At 72.2% G+C, this 20,133-nt stretch carries 17 protein-coding genes; 9 read left to right on the top strand and 8 right to left on the bottom strand.

Features of this window, described 5'->3' with window-relative positions; all coding sequences use genetic code 11:
- Positions 1-74 precede the first annotated feature (74 nt).
- The gene (locus ACTIDRAF_RS0210865; protein WP_016698766.1) at positions 75-1,382 is read right to left on the bottom strand and encodes an ABC transporter substrate-binding protein; all 1,308 of its coding nucleotides are present in this window, start codon (positions 1,380-1,382) and stop codon (positions 75-77) included.
- A 181-nt stretch (positions 1,383-1,563) separates the two neighbouring features.
- Here ACTIDRAF_RS0210865 and ACTIDRAF_RS0210860 point away from each other — a divergent pair, with 181 nt between their 5' ends.
- Positions 1,564-3,549, top strand: a complete 1,986-nt coding sequence (locus ACTIDRAF_RS0210860) for a DUF2264 domain-containing protein (RefSeq protein ID WP_016698765.1) — start codon at positions 1,564-1,566, stop codon at positions 3,547-3,549.
- A 63-nt stretch (positions 3,550-3,612) separates the two neighbouring features.
- Here the strand turns inward: ACTIDRAF_RS0210860 and lspA are convergent, their stop codons facing one another.
- Positions 3,613-4,311 (bottom strand): signal peptidase II, encoded by a 699-nt coding sequence (gene lspA, locus ACTIDRAF_RS28280; RefSeq protein WP_016698764.1) that lies wholly within the window; start codon positions 4,309-4,311, stop codon positions 3,613-3,615.
- Positions 4,312-4,571: 260 nt separating this feature from the next.
- Between lspA and ACTIDRAF_RS0210850 the strand changes: the two genes are divergently transcribed.
- The 3 genes from ACTIDRAF_RS0210850 to ACTIDRAF_RS31930 all read left to right on the top strand — a co-directional run bounded on the left by ACTIDRAF_RS0210850 (position 4,572) and on the right by ACTIDRAF_RS31930 (position 8,031).
- The gene (locus tag ACTIDRAF_RS0210850) at positions 4,572-5,327 is read left to right on the top strand and encodes a sugar phosphate isomerase/epimerase family protein (protein ID WP_016698763.1); all 756 of its coding nucleotides are present in this window, start codon (positions 4,572-4,574) and stop codon (positions 5,325-5,327) included.
- A 320-nt stretch (positions 5,328-5,647) separates the two neighbouring features.
- On the top strand, positions 5,648-6,958 hold the full coding sequence (locus ACTIDRAF_RS0210845; protein ID WP_016698762.1) for a pectate lyase family protein: 1,311 nt from the start codon (positions 5,648-5,650) through the stop codon (positions 6,956-6,958).
- A gap of 197 nt (positions 6,959-7,155) precedes the next feature.
- Positions 7,156-8,031, top strand: a complete 876-nt coding sequence (locus ACTIDRAF_RS31930) for an MHYT domain-containing protein (protein WP_016698761.1) — start codon at positions 7,156-7,158, stop codon at positions 8,029-8,031.
- 32 nt (positions 8,032-8,063) lie between these two features.
- Here ACTIDRAF_RS31930 and ACTIDRAF_RS0210835 read toward each other — a convergent pair whose 3' ends face one another.
- From ACTIDRAF_RS0210835 to ACTIDRAF_RS0210815, 5 genes are read right to left on the bottom strand one after another with little or no spacing between them, the layout of a single operon-like run.
- A complete protein-coding gene (locus ACTIDRAF_RS0210835; protein WP_016698760.1) occupies positions 8,064-9,287 on the bottom strand; it encodes a Gfo/Idh/MocA family protein in 1,224 nt (407 codons plus the stop codon).
- On the bottom strand, positions 9,284-9,877 hold the full coding sequence (locus tag ACTIDRAF_RS28270) for a hypothetical protein (RefSeq protein ID WP_157162972.1): 594 nt from the start codon (positions 9,875-9,877) through the stop codon (positions 9,284-9,286). The genes ACTIDRAF_RS0210835 and ACTIDRAF_RS28270 overlap by 4 nt, the downstream gene beginning before the upstream one ends.
- A gap of 12 nt (positions 9,878-9,889) precedes the next feature.
- Positions 9,890-10,780 carry a carbohydrate ABC transporter permease gene (locus ACTIDRAF_RS0210825; protein WP_016698758.1) on the bottom strand — a complete coding sequence of 297 codons (891 nt, stop codon included), beginning with the start codon at positions 10,778-10,780 and terminating at the stop codon, positions 9,890-9,892.
- Positions 10,780-11,745: a carbohydrate ABC transporter permease gene (locus tag ACTIDRAF_RS0210820; RefSeq protein ID WP_052168776.1), complete on the bottom strand. Its 966-nt coding sequence runs from the start codon at positions 11,743-11,745 to the stop codon at positions 10,780-10,782. The genes ACTIDRAF_RS0210825 and ACTIDRAF_RS0210820 overlap by 1 nt, the downstream gene beginning before the upstream one ends.
- Positions 11,746-11,804: 59 nt before the next feature.
- Positions 11,805-13,094 (bottom strand): ABC transporter substrate-binding protein, encoded by a 1,290-nt coding sequence (locus ACTIDRAF_RS0210815; protein ID WP_083886232.1) that lies wholly within the window; start codon positions 13,092-13,094, stop codon positions 11,805-11,807.
- Positions 13,095-13,349: 255 nt separating this feature from the next.
- Here ACTIDRAF_RS0210815 and ACTIDRAF_RS0210810 point away from each other — a divergent pair, with 255 nt between their 5' ends.
- The 5 genes from ACTIDRAF_RS0210810 (at position 13,350) to ACTIDRAF_RS0210790 (ending at position 18,673) form a co-directional block, all read left to right on the top strand.
- The gene (locus ACTIDRAF_RS0210810; protein WP_016698755.1) at positions 13,350-14,510 is read left to right on the top strand and encodes a Gfo/Idh/MocA family protein; all 1,161 of its coding nucleotides are present in this window, start codon (positions 13,350-13,352) and stop codon (positions 14,508-14,510) included.
- Positions 14,511-14,589: 79 nt separating this feature from the next.
- Entirely contained in the window at positions 14,590-15,477 is an 888-nt protein-coding gene (locus ACTIDRAF_RS0210805; protein WP_016698754.1) for an NAD-dependent epimerase/dehydratase family protein, read from the top strand.
- A gap of 68 nt (positions 15,478-15,545) precedes the next feature.
- On the top strand, positions 15,546-16,466 hold the full coding sequence (locus ACTIDRAF_RS0210800; RefSeq protein WP_016698753.1) for a 5-dehydro-4-deoxyglucarate dehydratase: 921 nt from the start codon (positions 15,546-15,548) through the stop codon (positions 16,464-16,466).
- A 47-nt stretch (positions 16,467-16,513) separates the two neighbouring features.
- Positions 16,514-17,605, top strand: a complete 1,092-nt coding sequence (locus ACTIDRAF_RS0210795; RefSeq protein ID WP_016698752.1) for a mandelate racemase/muconate lactonizing enzyme family protein — start codon at positions 16,514-16,516, stop codon at positions 17,603-17,605.
- Positions 17,606-18,151: 546 nt separating this feature from the next.
- Entirely contained in the window at positions 18,152-18,673 is a 522-nt protein-coding gene (locus tag ACTIDRAF_RS0210790; protein WP_157162971.1) for a hypothetical protein, read from the top strand.
- Between the two features lie 116 nt (positions 18,674-18,789).
- Here the strand turns inward: ACTIDRAF_RS0210790 and ACTIDRAF_RS0210785 are convergent, their stop codons facing one another.
- Positions 18,790-19,695, bottom strand: coding sequence for an alpha/beta fold hydrolase (locus tag ACTIDRAF_RS0210785; RefSeq protein ID WP_083886231.1), 906 nt, complete (start codon positions 19,693-19,695; stop codon positions 18,790-18,792).
- Between the last annotated feature and the right edge of the window lie 438 nt (positions 19,696-20,133).

Genomic DNA, 20,133 nt, shown 5'->3' with positions numbered 1-20,133 from the left:
AGGTGGGGGGTGGGGGGACCGGGTGGGGGTGTGCTGGCCCCCGGGCCTGTCGGAGCGGCCCGGCCGTGGACGTGTCAGGTGATCAGCTGGCGGGCCTCGGCCATCAGCTGGGCCGCGCCCTCCTCGACGGAGAGGCTGCCGAAGTTGACCGAGTCGTAGATGCGGCTGAAGTTGCGCTTCAGCGAACCGGCGCCCCGGGGCGGCGGGGGCGGGGCCTCACCGAGGGCGTCGGACACGTTCTCCTCGAACTCGAAGAGCAGCTTCTCGACGCCGGTGAGGTCCTCCGCGACGGCCGCGCGGACCTCGGCGTTCGGCGGGGTGCCCCGGGTCGTGCCCAGGATGCGGCCGGCGTCGACGTCGTTCATGAGGAAGTCCACCAGCATCGCGGACTCACGCGGGTGGTCGGTGCCGGCGCTGACGCTGATCTGGATCGAGGTGGAGGCGTAGGCCCCGTACTCGCCGTTCCGGCTCGGCCAGGGCGCCAACGCCATCTCCTCTCCGAGGACGGGGAAGAACCCGGCGGAGCTCCCGAGGTAGCTCAGTTCGGCGCCGGCGGTGCCGGCCGCCAGCGGGGACGTGTCGAGGCTCCCGGTGATCTGGGTGGTGACCTCCACGGGTGTCGCCGAGCCCTCGTCCCGCATCTCCTGGGTGTAGGTCCAGTAGTCGACGAGGTCCTCCTCGGTGAAACCGATTTCACCGTCGTCGGTGTAGAGGACCTTGCCGTCCTGGAGGAGCCAGAACTGGAACCAGTCGATGGCCCAGCCGGGATCGGTCAGACCGTGGACTTCGCCGTCGGTGTGTGCGCTGATGGTGCGGGCCGCCTCCCGCAGGTCGTCCCAGGTCCAGCCCAGCTCGGGTGGTTCGAGCCCGGCCTCGGCCCACACCCGCGAGTTGTAGGCGACGGTCTGGGTGCTGCGGCCCAGTGGGACCGCGAAGCGCCCCTCCCCGGTCTCCCCGGACCGCAGGGCGGCCGGATCGACGTCGGCGATGTCGAGCACGTCGCCGGTGAAGTCGTCCAGGTCGGCGAGGGCGCCACGTTCCGCGTACTCGCGCAGGTAGCCGGCGTCCATCTGGAGGACGTCCGGTGCGCTGCCGCCGGCGATCTGCGTCGACATCTTCTCGAAGTAGGAGTCGAACCCGGAGAACGAGGTCTCCACGGTGATGCCCTCGTGCCGGCTCTCGAAGAGTTCGACCGCCTCCATGGTCGCGTTCGCGCGGTCGTCGTTGCCGTACCAGGTGAAGTGGATGGTCGCCGTACCCGGGTCGCCGGCGGTCGACCCGCAGGCGGCCAGGCCCAGGGTCCCGGTGACCGCCAGGCTCGCGAGCAGGGCCGTCGTGGTCGTGGTTCGGGTTCCACCCCGCAGGGGTACGTCAGCGCGCATCGCGGTTCTCCTCGGTTCGGGTGCGGCCGCGTCGCCGGACCCGTGCCTGGAAAACTAGTATGGAAACGTTTTCCGTCAATTGCGTCCTGGGCCTTGACCGGATGCGGTCACCGCCGGTGGGGGCGGGACGCGGTGTTTCGTCGTTACCGTGGCCCGAACCGCATCGGAAGGGGCTGTCGACGTGTCACTGACCGGGGAGGACCGCACGCTCTCGCCTCGCACGGGATGGACCCGCGCGCACTGGGAGGGGCTGGCGGACCGGCTGCTGCTCGCGGTGCGGCCGCACGCGGCCGCCTCGTCCGCGCTCGTCCGGTTGCCCGGGGCGGCGTCCCGCTCCGGGGAGTGGAGCGACGGCTTGGAGGGGTTCGCCCGGACGTTCCTGTCGGCGGCCTTCCGGGTCGCCGGGGCGGGCGGGAACGATCCCCACGACCTGCTCGGCTGGTACGCGCGCGGGCTGGCCAACGGCACCGATCCCGACCACCCCGACCGGTGGCCGGGGCTGCACGAGGTGCGGCAGGCGAGGGTGGAGGCCGCGTCGGTGGCGATCGCGCTGCACGAGACCCGCCCGTGGCTGTGGGATCGGCTCGACCAGCGGGTCAGGGACCGGGTGGTGGCCTGGTTCGCCCCCTTCGTGGGAGAGCCCCCGGTCGACAGCAACTGGGTCTGGTTCCAGACCATCGTGGAGGCCTTCCTCCGTTCGGTGGGGGGCCCGTGGTCGCGGGAGGACATCGAGCGCAACTGCGCCATGACCGAGTCCTGGCACCGGGGCGGCGGCTGGTACACCGACGGTGGACGCCGGTCCTTCGACCACTACTGCGCCTGGGCCTTCCACTTCTACCCGCTCTGGTACTGCCGGATGTCGGGAGACGCCACGCCGGGCGTGGCGGAGCTGCGGGCGCGTTACCAGGACCGCCTCCGCTCCTTCCTCGGCGACTACGCCACCCTCGTGGGCGGGGACGGGGCGCCGCTCTTCCAAGGCCGGTCGTTGACCTACCGCTGGGCGACGCTCGCCCCGGTGTGGACGGCGGCGTTGTTCGACTGCTCCCCGCTGCCGGCCGGTCAGCTGCGGCGGTGGGCCAGCGGCACCGTCCGGTACTTCCTCGACCGGGGAGCCCTCGACGCCGACGACCTGCTCACGACGGGATGGCACGGACCGTTCCCGCCGCTCGCCCAGTGGTACTCGGGCCCCGGCTCGCCGTACTGGGCGAGCAAGGGGATGGCCGGCCTGCTGCTTCCCGAGGACCATCCGGTGTGGACCGCCGTGGAGGAACCACTGGCCGTCGAGCGGGGGGACGTGGCCCGCGCGCTGCCGGCCCCCGGCTGGCTGGTGTCCGGGACCAGCGCCGACGGGATCGTCCGCGTGGTCAACCACGGCACGGACCGCGCCGCTACCGACGAACCCGGGGTCGACCTCCCCGTCTACACCGCCTACGGGTTCTCCACGGCGACCGCCACCGTGCAGGACCCCGACACCGGGCTGCGGCCGGGCCGAGGGCTGGTCGCCGAGCCCGTGGACTCGGCCGTCGTGCTGCTCGACGCCGAGGGGAGGCCCTCGCACCGGCCCCCCGTCCAGTCGCTGGGGGTCCGGGCCGGGGGCGCGCTGTCGGCGTTCTCCCGCCACCGGGCCCACTGGCCGCCCGACGGCGACGGGCAGGACGGGGACCTGCTCGCGGGGCCGTGGCTGACCGTCGGGTCGGTGGTGCGCGGACCGTGGGAGGTGCGGTTGGCCCGGGTTGACGCGGTACGCGAGGACCGGCCCGGCGGTGGGTCGCCCTCTGACGGTGCGCTCCGGCTGCGGATCACCGGGTGGCCGGTCGCGGGGGATGCCGCGCCGATCGAGCGGCCCGCCGCCGGCGGCGTGGAGGTGCGGGCCGGCGGGCTCCGCAGCCTGGTGGCCGGGCAGGGCCCCGCCGACGTGGAGTGGTCGGTGGAGGCGATCACCGGGGCGGGCCGGTCGGCGCTCGGCGCCCGGCACGCGGTGCCCGCCGCCACCGCGTCCCCGGTGCGGCCAGGGCGGTGGTACTGGGTGGTGGTCGGGCTGGTGGGCGAGTCCGGGCCGGTGCCCGAGGACGGCGGCGGGCTTCCCCGGGTCGCGGTGGTCGAGCAGGGCACCCAGGTCGCCGTCGCGTGGCCGGACGGGAGGACGCACACCGTCCCGCTGCCCTGAGCACGTCCGCCCCGCTGGCACGTCCCGCCGGGCGCGGCCGGGTACTGGCCCCCACCCGGGGCGTCAGCCCGTGCTCGCTGGACCTCCCGGGGTGGGCCGCTCCTCACCGGGAGCGGGGGTGGCGGCGGCCGGGGTGCCGCCCGCGTCGTCCTGGGCCGCGGTCCCGGTCCCGGTCGTGTCATCCCCCTCGGCTTCCCCGTCGGTGGGCCGCCGGCCCTCCTGCCAGAAGACGAGGACCGCGAAGGCCAGCACACCGCAGGTGGTGAAGATGTCCGCGACGTTGAAGACCGCGAACCAGTCCACGGCGATGAAGTCGACGACGTGACCGGTGAGCGGGCCGTCCTCGGCGCGGAACAGCCGGTCGGCGAGGTTGCCGCAGGCACCGGCGACCACGACGGCCAACAGGAGCTGGTTGGCCAGGCCCTCCCGCCTGCGCACGTGCGTGACCAGCCAGCCGATGAGGAACAGCACCACGCCGATCAGCACGACCGTCAGCGCGGGGCCGATCTCACTGCCCATGCCGAAGGCCACTCCCGGGTTGAAGACCAACCGGAAGCTGGTGGTGGGGAGCAGCGGGATGACGGTGCCGTCACCGAGGGCGTCGAGTGCCCACCACTTGGTGAGCTGGTCCAGGGCGATGCCCAGGACGACGGTGACGGCGACGAGCACGGCGCCGGTTCGCACGGCCGGTCCGGTCACGGCTGGTGCTGGGTCGGCTCCGCCGGTGCCCCCGGCGGTGTCCGTCGCGTCGGCTGCGCTCATCCGGGCGCCGCTCCCTTCGGAAGGTCGGTTCGGGGCCTGGTGCCCCCGCCGGCCGGGAAGCCGGACAGCGTCGAATATATGGGACATGCCTTCCGGTGCTGGTGGGGTGAAGCGCACCCCCTGACCGGTGCGCGGGCCCGTTTCGGCCGGCTTGGGCGCCCGGGACGCGCGGATGGCTCGCTAGGGTGCTCCGGACGGTTGGTCGTCGTCCCGTCGCCCGTGCCTCCGCCCGGGGCGGGGCCGGATGCAGGGAGTCGCTCGTGCTCGTACCAGGTCTGGTGTCGGTCACCTTCCGGTCGCTCGGCGTGGCCGAGATCGTCGATCTCGCGGCCAGCAGCGGTTTGTCCGCGCTGCACTGGGGTGGCGACGTCCACGTCCCCGTCGGCGCGTTCGACCGGGCGGCCGATGCCCGCGAGCGGTGCGCGGACGCCGGGCTGGAGGTCGAGGCGTACGGCTCCTACTACCGGGCTGGCGACACGGATCCGGGCGAGTTCGCCCGGGTCGTGGCGACGGCGGAGGAGCTGGGAGCTCCCGCGGTCCGGGTGTGGGCCGGGGTGGCGGGCTCGTCCGAGGTGGACGCCGGGCGGCGCGCGGCCGTGGTCGACGACCTCCGGCGGTGCGGTGAGCTGGCGGCCGCCCGGGGGATGCGGGTGGTGGTGGAGTACCACCCCGGGACCCTCACGGACGAGCCCGGGTCCGCGCGGCGGTTGTTCGACGCGCTCGACCCGGGTGCGGTCCGCTCCTACTGGCAGCCGGGCGCGGAGCCGGACCCGGCGGACTCGGTGCGGGAGATCGAGGCGCTGTCGGACCGGATCGACGGCGCACACGTGTTCTCCTGGGGGCCGGGGGGCTTCCACGACCGGCTCCCGTTGGCCGAGCGGGCGGACCACTGGGTTCCCGTGCTGGACCGGTTGGCGGGCGGTCCCCGACGGCACGTGCTGTTGGAGTTCGTGCGCGATGACTCGCCGGCCGCCTTCTCCCGGGACGCGGCGACCCTCCTGGGGTGGTTGCGCTGAGCGGTGCCGGCGCACCCGAGCTGGCCGGTGCCGACGGGCCCACCTCGGACGTCTTCTCCGGGCGTGCCGGAAAGGGTTTTCCCGCATTGCGGTACCGCTGTTCGGTGGAAGTGGGGATTTTCTCGCGGGGTAGTTCCATCGCATTGAGTAAGCGTTTTCCCAATCTTGCCGCACATCGTTGACTTCCCGGTTCCGCGCACTACCTTCGATTGTCAGGACCCGGGGCACTCGCGTTCTCCGCAGGAGTCCCGAAACCGTGCCGAGTGTCCGTCCGGCACGGCTGGAGACGGTCCGCAGCCGAGGTCGCAAAGGAGCGCAGGGTGCGAAGATCCATTGTTCTGACGGGCGCGGTCATCGCCACGGCCGCGTTGGCCGCCCCCGTCGCGGTCGCCGACACCACAGCAGCCGGGGGGCTCGACCTCGGCCGGCAGGTACTGGGTGAGCGTGACGGCTGGGCCGCTGCCGAGGGGGGGACCACCGGTGGCGCCGCCGCCGAGGCCGACGCCGTGCACCGGGTGGGCAACCGCGCGGAGCTGGTGGCCGCCCTCGACGGCGGCGGGTCCACGCCGAAGATCATCTACGTCGACGGGGTCATCGAGGGGCACGAGGCGGACGACGGGACGCCGCTGAGCTGTGCCGACTTCGCCGACCCCGACTACTCCCTCGACGAGTACCTGGCGGCCTACGACCCGGCGCACTGGGGCTACGAGGAGGAACCGCACGGTCCGCTGGAGGACGCCCGGTACCGGTCCATGCAGAACCAGCGGGACCACGTCCAGGTGCGGGTCGGCTCCAACACCACGATCGTCGGCCTGGGCGACGACGCCGAGATCCGGGGTCTCAACCTTTCGGTGCGCGGGGCGGACAACGTGATCATCCGCAACATCACCTTCGAGGCACCGGTCGACTGCTTCCCGGCGTGGGACCCGACCGACAACGAGGCCGGGGAGTGGAACTCGGAGTACGACGCCGTCGAGCTGCACGGGGCCACGCACGTCTGGATCGACCACAACACCTTCCACGACGGCCGCTACCCGGACAGCTCGCAGCCGTGGTACTTCGGCCGGCCCTACCAGTGGCACGACGGCCTGCTCGACATGGTGCGGGAGACCGACCTGGTGACCGTGTCCTGGAACGTCTTCCGGGACCACGACAAGACCATGCTCATCGGCAACTCGAACAGCCGCGTCGAGGACCGGGGGAAGCTGCGGATCACCCTGCACCACAACGTCTTCTCCGAGACCCTGGAGCGGTCGCCCCGGGTCCGGTTCGGGCAGGTGCACGTCTACAACAACTACTACGAGTCGTTCGACGGCCTCGGTTACCACATCGGCGCCGGGGTCGAATCGAGGGTGGTGACGGACAACAACTACTTCCGGCTGGGTGAGAGCTTCACCGCCGGCGACATCATCTACGAGTGGGGTGGTACCACCATCCGCACCCGAGGTGACGTGGTGGAGGACCAGGACGGACGTCGCCGCGTCGACCTGCGCGCCGAGCACAACCTCGCGCACGGCTCCGGCCTCACCGCCGACGTGGGCTGGGTGCCCCGGTGGCACGAGCGGATCCACCCGGCCTCGGCGGTTCCGGGTCTGGTCCCGGCCCGCGCCGGCGCCGGCAAGATCGGCTGACGCACTCACCCGAGCACGTCTCCCCCGACGGCGTCCGGGACGCCGGGCGCCGTCGGGATCACCGGGGCCGTACCGCCGACAGGGTTGATTCCTCCCCGGAACGCCGGAATTTCCCCGGTTTCCGTGTTCCGCCGTCGACTGTTCGGTAATCCTTCTTTCGGGCGCGCAGGTGTCGAAGCGTGAAGGAAGGTTCTTCCGTGGCCGAGATTGACCCGTTCTCCGAGGGCCCCCTTTTCCCGCTGCTCGCCGTCGGCATGTGTTTCGTCGGTTGCCTGCTCGGCGTGTTGTCGCTCAAACGGGCGCGGCGCGGACCAACGGTGCTCGCCCGGGTCAGATGGGTGGTGTTGGGAGCGCTCGCCCTGGGCGGTACCGGGGCGTGGGCCACCCACTTCGTGGCGATGCTGGGTTTCGCGGTCGCGGGGACGCCCATCCGGTACGACGGGCCGCTGATGCTGCTCAGCGTCGGGGTCGCGGTCGTCGCGAGCGGACTGGGCCTGGCACTCCTGGCCGGCGGCGGCCGGACCCTGCTCGGTGTCCGCGCGACCCTGGCCGGGACGGTCGTGGGCCTGGGCGTCGCGGGGACGCACTACGGCTCGATGGCGGCGCTCCACCTGCACGCGGTCCTCACCGTCGACCGCGCCATGCTCGGCGCGGCGGTGGTGGTCGCGGTCTCCGGGTCCGTCATCGCGCTGTGGACGTCGGTGGCGCAGCAGGGACGGATGTTCGTCACGATCGCCGCGCTCTGCCAGGCGGCCGCGGTCTGCGGGATGCACTACCTGCTGATCGCCGGCACCAGCGCGGAGCTCACCGAGGCCACCGGGCCGCTGCCCGGCGGCGTCTCGTCCGACCTCGGGGAGCCGCTGCTGCTCGGACTGAGCGTCGTCACGGTGGTGGCGTTGATCCTCGTCGTCACCGCCCCGGACGCCCGCGAGGAGCAGGAGGAGCGCCGGGTCCTCGCCAGGCTGGCCGAACGGTCCGGCGGGGACCCGTGGACGGAGGCGCTGGGCCCGGGAACGGGGTCGTCCCGGCCCAGCTCGCACGGAGGACGGGCGGCGGCCGAGGACGACCGCTGAGCGGGCGCCCGCTCACCGGGCCCGCGAGGCACCTAGCTCGGCGCGGGAACGTCCCGCAGGGCGGGAAGCGCGGTGTCCCGGGGAGTCCCGACCGCCCAGGGCGCGCCGAGCTCGGAGAAGAGCCGCAGCTCGGCCGCCGACCTGGCCACCACCGCGTCCACCCCGTCAATGATCGGGCGCCACCGCTCGCCCGCGCCCTCCTCCCGGTAGTACCGGGGGTCGACCGCCCGGGCCGGTCCGTCGAGCCGGATCTCCTCCATCGCCCGCATGAAGGTGTGGCTGCCCTCCGCGGGGGAGAGCAGCGGGACCGACGGGTCCGCGAGGTGGTCGACGAGGTTGGCCAGCAGGTTGGTGCGGGGGAGTGCCCGCGCCCGCGACTGGGCGTCGTCGGTGACGGGCCGGGTACCGGGGAAGGCGCTCCCCGTTTCGACCAGCAGCTGGTCACGGGTGTACCAGACGGTGATCCGCCCGGACTCGCCGTGCAGGACCAGGTAGGGGTCGCGGGTGCGCTCCGCGCACACGGTCACGGCGACGACGATCGGCAGGCCGTCGGCTCGGGTCAGCCGGACGCACGCGGTGTCGTCACCCTCGATGGGGTGGGCGTGGAAGCGTTCCAGTTCCACCCGCCGTACGTCGCCAGCGCGCTCGGCGCCGCCGAGGCGCAGCGCGGAGGCCACGGCGTGGGCGAAGGCGTTGGTGAGGGCGCCGTCGGTGACCGGGCGCCCGTCGAGCACCATCCGGCCGGCCCAGGGCGCCCGCTGGTAGTAGGCGGTGTCCCGGATCCAGGTGCCGGCCGCGCCGATGCCGAGCAGCGTCCCGATCGTCCCGGAGTCGACCAGGTCGACGGCCTCGGCGAGCGCCGACGAACCCAGGCTCTGGAAGCCGATCTGGCACCGCCGGTCGGTTTCCTCGGAGACCTTGAGGAGGGTCTCGAAGTCCGCCAACGTCGGTGTGGGCGGTTTCTCCAGCAGCACGTGCGAGCCGGCGCGCAGCGCGGTGACGGCGAGGGGCAGGTGGGTGTGGATCGGGGTGGCCACGATCGTGATGTCCGGACGGTGCTCGGTGAGCAGCGCGTCCAGCTCCGAGGACACCGCGACCCCGTCGAAGGCGGCGAGCGTCTCGGGCGCCGGCGGCACCGGATCGCACAGCCCCACCAGTCGGACCAGTCCGCGCTCGGTGAGCGCGGCGATGTTGTCGAGGTGGACCCGGCCGTAGCCGTGCGCGCCCACCTGGAGTACGCGAGTCGGGGTGGTCACCCGTGTTCCCTTCCGGTCACCGCCACGGCGGCGAAGACCAACAACCCGCACACCAGCGGGACGAGCATGAGCGTCTGACCGGCGATCACGTAGCACGCGAAGGCCGCGCCGAGCAGCAGCAGGCTGCCGACCGGGTCGCGGACGGTCGCGGTGCCCGCGTCCTCCACGGTCTCCCGCCAGCCGGTGTCCGGCGTCCACAGCACCGCCGCCCGCAGCCCGACGACGAGCAGGGCCGCGCCGATCAGCCACAGCACCGGCTCCACCAGGTCGGCCCCCGGGGCGCCGGAGGCCACCGCGACGGCGTTGACGCCGAGCAGCAGGGCCAGCCCGAGGGGGGCGACCAGGACCAGCCACTGGTGGCGGATCACCGCCAGCAGCCGGGAGAAGAAGGTCCCGACGGTGAAGGAGGTGTCCTCGCGGACCCGCTGGCGCAGCAGCCCGCACCCCGCGGTGATCGCCGCGTACGCGGTGACCAGCGGAAGGGAGGAGACCAGCACCAGCAGGCCGAGGTAGAGGCAGTCCGCGAACAACGCGAACCGCTCTCCCACCACGGTCGTCCGGTTCTCCGGCGCCCGGGTCCTGGAGGACACCGCCATCACCTCTCAGCCCTTGAGTCCGGTGGTGGACACACCCTGCACCAGGAACCGCTGGAACGCCAGGAAGAACAGCCCGATCGGGATCAGGGTGAGCACCGACATGGCGAACATCGGCCCGTAGGCGGAGACGCTGGTCTGGTCGATGAACAGCCGCAGCGCCAGCGGGAGCGTGTAGTTGCTCGGCGTGCTCAGGTAGATGAGCTGGCTGAAGAAGTCGTTCCAGGTCCAGATGAAGGTGAAGATCGCCGTGGTGATCAGGGCGGGGCGCACCAGCGGCAGGATGATGTGGAAGAAGATGCGGATCGGTCCGCAGCCGTCGATCCGCGCCGCCTCGTCCAGTTCCCGGGGCAGGCCCCGCATGAACTGGATGATGAGGAAGACGAAGAACGCCTCCGTGGCGAGGAACTTGGGCAGGATCAGCGGCCAGAAGCTGTCCACCATCCCCATCTGCTGGAAGATGATGTACTGCGGGATCAGCACCACGTGGTACGGCAGCATGATCGTGCCGATCATGAACGCGAACATCAGGCCGCGCATCCGGAACCGCAGCCGGGCGAAGGCGTAGGCGGCCAGCACGCAGGACACGACGTTGCCGACCACCGAGCCGATGGCGACGAACAGCGAGTTCCCCAGGAAGGACCAGAAGCTGACGCCGGCGATCCCGTCGAAGGCCGCCGTGTAGTTCTCCAGGGTGGGGTTGTCCGGCAGGATGCTCAGGCTCGTCACGACCTCGTCGGCCGGCTTGAACGACGCCGCCACCAGCCAGATGATGGGGTAGAGCAGGAGCAGCACGATCGCGGTGACGATGACGTGCCAGACGGCGGGCCGCCAACGGCCGGACTTCGCCTTGGTGTGCGTGGCGGCCTGCTTCGGAGGTGTCACGGTCGCGGTGCTCATCACTTGTCCTCTCCGCTGTAGAACACCCACCGGCCTGAGCTCCAGAAGAGCAGGCCGGTCACCAGAGCGATCACCAGCAGCAGGAGCCACGCCATGGCGGAGGCGTATCCCATCTGGAAGTCGGAGAAGCCACGCTGGTACAGGTACAGGGTGTAGAAGAGGGTGGAGTCGGCCGGGCCACCCTGCCCGTTGCTGACGACGAAGGCACCGGTGAAGGCCTGGAACGAGTTGATGATCTCCATGACCAGGTTGAAGAACACCACCGGCGTGAGCATGGGGAGCGTCACCGAGGTGAAGGTCTTCCACTTGCTCGCGCCGTCCACGGCGGCCGCGTCGTAGAGGTCCTGCGGGATCTGCTTGAGGCCCGCGAGGAAGATGACCATGGGCGCGCCGAACTGCCACACGGCCAGGATGACGATCACGATGGTCGCGTACTGGGGCTGGTTGATCCAGCCGCCGGTGTTGATGCCCACCTTCTGGAGCAGGGTGTCGACCGTCCCGCTGTCGGTGAACAGCGCCCGCCAGACGAGGGCGATCGCGACGCTGGCTCCCAGCAGGGAGGGCGCGTAGAAGGCGGAGCGGTAGAAGCCCTGGCCCTTGCGCGGCCGGTTGAGCAGCATGGCGACGGCGAGGGCCGCGGCCAGCTTCAGCGGCGCGGACAGCAGGACGTAGCGCAGCGTCACCGACACCGAGCTGAGGAACCTGTCATCCTCGGTGAACAACCGGACGTAGTTGTCCAGACCGACCCATTCCGGAGCGGTGAACAGGTTGTAGTTCGTGAAGGAGAGGTACAGCGAGGCCACCATCGGCCCCACGGTGAGCAGCAGCGCCCCGATCATCCAGGGCGAGAGGAACAGGTAGGCGACGCCAGTCTGCCCTTTCGCGTTCCTCTTGCGACGCGCCTGGTCCCGCTTGCTCTCCTGCGGCGGGGGCGACGTCACTGCTTCGACTTGTTGAGCGACCATGTGTTCACCTATCCCAGGGGGTGCCCGGCCCACCGGACACCCCCGCCAACTGACTCGCGTCAGAGCTCCTGTTGTGCTCGGTTGAGGAACTGGTCCGCGGCCTCGTCAATGCTGATCTGCCCGAACGCGACCACCTGGTTCAGCCGTTCCCACTCCCGCTTCAGCGTGCTGTTGCCGGGCGGGGGCGGCGGCGGGGTCTCCTCCAGCTCGTCAGCGAGCAGCTCCTCGTACTCGTAGACGACCTCGTCGGCACCCTCCAACTCGGCGCCCACCGCCTCGCGGACCGACTCGTTCACCGGCATGCCCCGGGTCGTGCCCTGGATCTTGCCGGCGTCCTCGTCGTTGAGGAGGAAATCGACGAGAGCGGCGGCGGCCTCCTTGTGATCGCTGCGCTCGGCGATGCTGACGAGCATCGCCGGCTTGGCGAACTGGCCGACCCGCTCGCCGATCCTCGGCATGGGGGCGAGCGCGACCGGGCGCCCGAGCACGGAGAAGAAGCTGGGCACGGTGCTGTCCCAGCTGAAGTCGGCGAAGGCCAGACCACGCGAGACCGGGGAGTTCTCCACGGCGCCGTCGATCTGGGCGGTCACCGAGCCCTCGGTGGAGGCGCCCTCGGAGCGGAAGCGCTCCAGCAGCTCCATGTACTCCACGACGTCGGCGCGCTCGAAGGCCAGCTCGGCGTCCTCGGTGTAGAGGTCCTTGTCCTGCTGCCGCAGCCACACCTGGAAGGTCTCCCAGGACCAGCCGAAGTCGGTGAGCCCGACGCTCTCGCCGTCGGTGGCCTCGGCGAGTTCGAGGGAGGCGTCGAACCAGTCCTCCCAGCTCCAGCCCGGTTCCGGCAGGCCAACGCCGGTTTCGGTCCAGCGTTCGACGTCGTAGGCGAAGGTGTGGGTGTTCTGCCCCATCGGCAGCGCGTACAGGGCACCGTCGATCTCGCCGGACGTGGCCAGCAGGGGGGTGATCTCCTCGGTGCCGAGCTGGTCCTCGCTGAACTGGTTGAGGTCGGCCAGCACCCCGCGGTCCGCGTACTCCCGCAGGTACGCGTAATCCATCTGGATGACGTCGGGCGGGTTGCCGCCCGCGGTCTCCGTCGCGAGTTTCTCGAAGTAGCCGTCGAAGGCGGAGTACGAGGTCACGACGTTGATCCCCGGGTTGCGCTCCTGGAAGAGCGCCACCGCCTCCTCGGTGAGCCGTGCCCTGTCGTCACTGCCCCACCACGTGAAGCGGATCGTGACGTCGCCGTCGCCGCCGTCGTTCGTGCCACCGCAGGCTCCGACGGCGCCGAGGACCGCGAGCGCCGACAACGCCGTGACCCCTCTGCGCCATGGGGAGCTTCCTTGCACACCCATCTCCTGGCCTCCTGGGACGTTGAGGCCAGCTGGCCTCCTGGGACGTAGCGGCGTTCCCACCGAGCCCCACGGCGCAGTGGAAAACGTTTACCGAAAACTAGGTAGCGTTGTTCGTGGTGTCAATCACATGACCGGAACAGGACACTCGAACGGCGGGCTCTGGTCAAGGGTGCGGTTGTCGGGGATGAACGGAGGGCCTTGGCGGCGAGGCGGCGCTACGGTTACGGTGGAAAGCGCTTTCCCTGTGTGAGAGGTATGGAACTCATGGACAGTCACGTGCTGACAATCGCGATGAACGGGGTCACCGGCCGCATGGGCTACCGCCAGCACCTGCTGCGGTCGATCCTGGCCATCCGGGAGGAGGGCGGGGTGCTGCTGTCCGACGGGACCCGCGTCCTCCCCGAGCCGGTCCTCGTCGGCCGCAACGAGCGGAAGCTGCGCGAACTCGCGGACCGGCACTCCCTGGACCGGTGGACGACCGACCTCGACGAGGTGCTCGCCGACGAGTCGGTGTCGATCTACTTCGACTCCCAGGTCACCAGCGCCCGGGAGTCCGCCGTGCTGCGGGCCGTCAAGGCCGGCAAGCACATCTACGCCGAGAAGCCGACCGCCACCTCCCTGGAGGGCGCCGTCGAGCTGGCCAGGGTGGCCAGGGACGCCGGGGTGAAGACGGGAGTCGTGCAGGACAAGCTGTTCCTGCCGGGCCTGCTCAAGCTGAAGCGGCTGATCGACGGTGGCTTCTTCGGCCGCATCCTGTCGGTCAGGGGCGAGTTCGGCTACTGGGTGTACGAGGGTGACTGGCAGCCCGCCCAGCGGCCCAGCTGGAACTACCGCGCCGAGGACGGCGGCGGGATCATCGTCGACATGTTCCCGCACTGGCACTACGTGCTGGAGGCGCTGTTCGGCTCCGTCGAGGCGGTGACCGCGAAGGCCGTCACCCACATCGACCGCCGCTGGGACGAGCAGGGCAAGGCGTACGAGGCCACCGCCGACGACGCCGCCTACGGCATCTTCGAACTCGCCGGCGGGGTCATCGCCCAGATCAACTCCTCCTGGTGCGTGCGGGTCAACCGGGACGAACTGGTGGAGTTCCAGGTCGACGGCACCGAGGGCAGCGCCGTCGCCGGGCTCCGGGAGTGCCGCGTCCAGCACCGCGCCATCACCCCGAAGCCGGTGTGGAACCCGGACATCGCCGTGCCGGAGCCCTTCCGGGAGCAGTGGCAGACCGTGCCGGACAACGCCGAGCTCGACAACGGCTTCAAGGTGCAGTGGGAGCAGTTCATCCGGCACGTCGTCGAGGACGCCCCGTTCCCGCACGACTTCCTCTCGGGAGCCCGGGGCGTGCAGCTCGCCGAAGCTGGTCTGCTGTCCTCCACCGAGGGCCGCCGGGTGCCACTCACCGAGATCACGATCTGACGGTCGGTAGGACGACGCCGGCCGCCGGCGGAACGGCGGCACTACACCTGGGCAACGGCGAACGGAGAGGTGCGCGAGGATGCGGGTTCTGGTGACGGGCGGCAGCGGCCGGCTGGGCCGCAGCGTGGTGCGGGCGATGGCGGACGCGGGCCACGAGCCGGTGTGCGTCGACCTGGTCCGCGCCTCCGACCAACCGGAAGGAGTGGAGACGTTCACGGCGGACCTGACCGACACGGGGGAGTGCTACGCCACCCTCGGCCGGTACCGGCCGGACGCCGTGGTGCACCTGGCGGCCATCCCGGTGCCGTTCGTCGCCACCGACCCCGACACCTTCCGCACCAACACCCAGCTCGCCTTCAACGTGTGCCAGGCCGCCACCGACCTGGGGGTGCGCACCGTGCTCACGGCGAGCAGCCCCACCGTCCTCGGCTACGGCAACCCGGCCGGGTGGCAGCCGGACCGCCTCCCGCTGGACGAGGACACCCCGGTGCGGCCGTGGAACTCCTACGCGCTGTCCAAGGTCGTCGCGGAGGAGATCACCCGGTCCTTCGCCCGCCGGTGGCCGGATCGCGCCGCCTTCCACTGCTTCCGGCCCTGCTTCGTCGTCTCGCCGGAGGAGTGGGAGGGGGCGCCCACCCAGACCGGTCACCGCATCCACGACCGGTTGGACCGCCCGGAACTCGGCGCGGTGTCGCTGTTCAACTACGTCGACGCCCGGGACGCCGGGGAGTTCACCGCGGTCCTGCTCGAACGGGCGCACGACCTGCCCCCCGGCCAGACCTTCTTCGTGGGCGCCCGCGACGCGCTCGCCAGGGAGCCGCTGGCCGAGCTGCTCCCCGCGCACACCAGCGTCCCCGGGGAGGTGGCAGCCCCGCTGACGGGGGACACCCCGGCGTTCGGCGTGGCGAAGGCGGCCGAACTGCTGGGCTGGACCGCCGCCAGGAGCTGGCGGACCGAACTGCGTTGACCCGCGGCCGGCACCCCGGCCACCGATCCGATCCGATCCGCACCACAGAGCGAGCACAGGAGAGAGTCGTGAAGCTCGACAGGGTTCTGTTCTTCCCGGTCACCCCCTTCGACGCGCGGGGCGCCGTGGACACGGAGGTCCTGGCGGAACACCTGCGGCGCAGCCTCGCCCACCGGCCGGGCGCGGTGTTCGCCGCCTGCGGCACCGGCGAGGTGCACGCCCTGTCGGTCGCCGAGCAGGCGACCGTGGTGGCGACGGCGGCGGAGGTCACCCCGGGGGACATCCCGGTGTTCGCCGGAGCCGGCGGACCGCTGCCCACCGCGCTGGAGCAGGTGCGCGGCGCGGCCGACGCGGGAGCCCAGGCGATCCTGCTCCTGCCGCCCTACCTGGTCAACGCCCCCCAGCGCGGTCTGGTCGAGTACGTCCGGACCGTCGCCGAGGCCAGCCCACTGCCCGTCGTGTTCTACCAGCGGGGCAACGCGGTGCTCACCGTCGACTCGGCGGTCGAGGTGGCCCGCATGCCGAACGTGGTGGGCATCAAGGACGGCGTCGGCGACCTCGACCGGCTGCACGCGATCGTGCTGGCCGTGCGGGACGCGGTGGGCGAGGACTTCCTCTTCTTCAACGGCCTCCCGACAGCTGAGCTGACCGCCGGGGCCTACCGGGGCATCGGCGTCGACCTGTACTCCTCGGCGGCGTTCGCCTTCGTCCCCGAGGTGTCCGCCGCGTTCCACGCCGCCCTGGGCGAGGACGAGGACCTGGTGTCCCGGCTGCTGACCGGCTTCTACCAGCCCCTCGCGGCGCTGCGGGACACCACGCCCGGCTACGCGGTCGCCCTGGTCAAGGCCGGCCAGGCGCTGCGGGGCCTCGACGTCGGCCCGGTCCGCCCGCCGTTGGTCCCTCCCACCGAGGAGGACCTGCGAACCCTGTCCGCGCTGATCGACACCGGACTGGAGATCGCCGGGACGGCCTCGACCGGCCGGTCCTGACCAGCGGCCCGCCCCGACCGACCACGTTCCGGAGGAGATCCCCGACCATGCGTGTCACCGACCTGGACACCCACACCTACCGGGTTCCGCTCGATCGGCCCTGGGGGCCGGGAGTCGACCACCAGTACCTCGTGGTGACGACCCTGACCACCGAGGACGGGGCCACCGGTACGGGTTTCGCGTGGACACCGAGGATCGGCCCCGCCGCCGTCGAGGCCTTGCTGCGCACCGACCTCCGCGACGCGCTCGTCGGAGCGGAGCTGACCCGCCCCGAGGTGTTGTGGGACCGGCTCTGGCACCACCTGCACGAGGGCGGCTCCGGGGGGATCACCACGATGGCGCTGGCCGCCGTCGACATCGCCGCCTGGGACCTGGTCGCGCGCCGCGCCGGCCTGCCCCTGGTGGACCTGGTCGGCCGGCGCAGGGACACCGTCGCCTGCTACGGCAGCGGGGTGAACCTCCACTACGAACGGGACGACCTGGTCGGCCAGGTCCGCCGGTTCGTCGAGGCGGGCCACCACGCGGTGAAGATCAAGGTGGGATCGCCCGACCTGGACCGGGACCTCGACCGGGTCGCCGCCGTCCGTGAGGTGCTGGGTGAGCGCGGCCTGCTGATGATCGACGCCAACCAGCGCTGGGACCACCCGACGGCCGTGCGGGCGATCCGGGCGCTGTCCCGTTTCGACCCGTACTGGGTCGAGGAGCCGTTGCTGGCGGACGAGCTGCCCGGACTGGGCCGGCTGCGCGCCGACACGGGAGCCAGGATCGCGGTGGGGGAGAACCTGCGCACGGTCCACCAGTTCCGGGACGCGCTCGTCGCGGGAGCGGTCGACTTCGCCCAGCCCAACGCGGTCCGGGTCGGCGGGATCACCCCGTTCCTGCGGATCGCGGAACTGGCCAGGGCCTTCGGCGTGCCCACCGCCCCGCACCTGCTGCCGGAACTGTCGGCGCAGCTCGCGCTCTGCGTTCCCCTCGTCTCCATGGTCGAGGACATCGACCGGGCGTCCTTCGGGGCGCTCGGCGCGCTGGCCGAGCCCAGCGGGGTGACGATCAGCCCGCCGTCGGTGGCGGCCAGCACCGCCCCTGGTCACGGGCTGGTCTTCGCCACCGACCGGATGGAGCGGGTGTCGGGCACCTGAGCACGGTGGCCGGCCCGGCGGACGGGCGGTGGGCCCGTGACCTCGTGCCGTGCCCGTCCCGGCCCGCTCCCACCCGACGGCACCCGACCTCCTGACCTCGGCGGACAGCGCGCACCCGCCGTCGTGTCGGGAACCGCACGGGGTTGTTCGCTGAGGGCGTAGCAGGGCCGTGGTCGTGGTCCGAACGGCGTGCGGCCCACCCCGCTCCGGCCCCGGCGTCCCGCTGACCAGCCAGCACGCGCCGGCCACCCCCGGCGCACGGCCCCGGACCCCGGCGCCGCCTACTCACCGTGCCCGGTCAACCGCTTGGAGTAGTGATCTCCGGGTGGTTGGCTGAGCGGCATGGACAGGAGAAGGAGCGGTGTCCCGAGCCCGTTCGCCCACACGGCGGCCGTCCGCCGCGTCCGGCCGCGATCCCCCGCCAGGCGGTCGGCTGGTCGCCGTCCAGGTGGGGCGCAACCGTTATCGATCCGCGCTGGTTCGGTGCGGCCGCGGAGGTGGACCATCAGTTCGGGGGTCGACCGACACGGCGCGCTGGGGGAAGCCATGACCGATGACGGTGGGGGACGGTTGACGGAGGCGCGCACCGGCGAACCGCCGCCGGTCGCCGGCGGACCCGCGCGGTTGTTCGCGGGACTGCTGTGCTCCGTGCTGCTGAGTTCGCTGCTGGTCACCACGCTGGTCGGCGTGGTACCGCACGAGGCGTCGGCGGCGACCGCCGTGGCTGCCTTCTGGACTGCCTGGTCGGCGTTCGCGCTCGTCCTGGCGGCGGTCCTGCTGCCCTCCGCCCTGCTGCTCGGCTGGCCGTTGGGGGTGCTCACGGCGCGGACGGGTCCGCTGGCCGCGTCCCTCGCGTTCGCGGCACTGGGCGCGGTCGTGGGGGTCGTCCTGCTGTTCGTCCTCGACGCGGTCGAGACCGACGTGCTGGGCGGTGTGGTCGTCGCCCTGCTGGGTGCCGTGTCCGGTTTCGTCGGACGACTGCTCAGCGATGTCGTCAGCCGGACGCGGGGGCTGGTGCTCGCCCTGTCCGTCCTGCTGGGCGCCTTGGCGGTCTCCGCCGCCCTGTGACACCCCGGGCCACGGGCCGACAACCGGTGGTGGGGAGTGCGGGTCGGTCGGAGCGACCGGGCCGCACTCGAGCCGGCCACGCGGCGGCCCGCGCCGGCCGGCCACCAGCGGTCCCGTCACCCGGTCGTCGTCGCACCCAGGAGGAAGTCGCGGGCGATCCGCCCGCACAGCCCCGGGTGCTCGGTGACCAGCGAGCGGGTGGCCTCGGGCAGGATCGCCAACGACCCCGTCGGCAGTCCGCGGAACAGCGCCACCGAGTGCTCCAGGGAGACGACGTCGCGGTCGCCGCTCATCACCAGCACCGGCACGTCAGCCCGGGCCAGGTCCTCCCGGCGCAACGTCGGTTCGCTCGCCATCATCGTCATCAGGCGCTCCCACAGGTCCTGCGCGTGCCCCGCGCCGTGCGGTGAGACCTCCTCGTGCGCCCGGGCGAGCGGCTCGGGTACCCGGCCCACGCCGTGCTGGGCGAGCGCCGCGCGGAGTTCGGGCACCAGCCCCTCGTGGTGGAAGACCGCTCCGACCAGCACCGCGCGCCGCACCAGGTCCGGCCGCCGGATCGCCGTCAGCAACGCCACCGTGCCGCCGTCCCCGTGGCCGAGGAGGTGCGCGGGACCGCCCACCACCTCCTCCAGGAACCGGGTGGTGTCCTCGGCCATCGACGCGTACCCCGTCGGGCCGGGCACGTCGGGGCTGCGGCCGTGACCACGCCGGTCGGGGCGGAGGACCCGGAAGTGCGGGGTGAGGTCGTCGAGCAGACCACCGAAGTCCCGGGAGTCGCCGAGCCCGGCGTGGAGCAGCAGCAGCGGGTCTCCCGCTCCCTGCTCGTCGTACCAGGTCAGCACGTCGCCGATCCGCGCGTAGTGGCCCAAGCCGTCCTCCCGGAAACGTGGTCCGCGTCCTCGTCGGTCGCGTCCCGACCGGCACCTGGGCCTCGCGGTGAGCTCCGAGGTGTCCTCATCACCCCGGTCGGACGCCTCGGCCCGGGGCGGTGGTGGGGCGTCGACCGGCACCCTCGGTGCCACTCGGCGAGGGTAGGAGCCGGCACCGACACGACGGGCGGCGCAGGGGGACGTTCGTGGCCGGGCGCGGCCGGGACGGCGAGGGCCCGACCGGCCCCGCGGGGATAGCCCACGTCGGACAACTCCGACCGTGCCAGGCCAGGGGTGGGCGGAACCGCGACTGGACGCCGACCTCCGTGCAGGGCGGTGGTGGGGGCCGCGTCAGTGCCCCAGGGCGGGATCACCGGGGCGGATCGCGGGCTCCCGGGCGGGAGCGGGGACTTCTCGACCGGTGCCGGTGCGGACACGGTCCCGGGCGGATCGGGCGAGCCAGCGGGGGCAGGTCGGCGGAGGGCGCCGGGCCGGGGCGGAGACCCGAACGGGGGCTGGAGCGGAGGGCGGGTGGCCGACCGGGCGGTTCCCGAGCTGCCGCCCCGTTCCCGGGCGACGGCGGCGCGCCCT

The organism is Actinoalloteichus spitiensis RMV-1378, assembly GCF_000239155.1.
Lineage (GTDB): Bacteria > Actinomycetota > Actinomycetes > Mycobacteriales > Pseudonocardiaceae > Actinoalloteichus_B > Actinoalloteichus_B spitiensis.
Note: the sequence above shows the minus strand (reverse complement) of the source record. Positions and strands in the feature narration are given on the sequence as shown.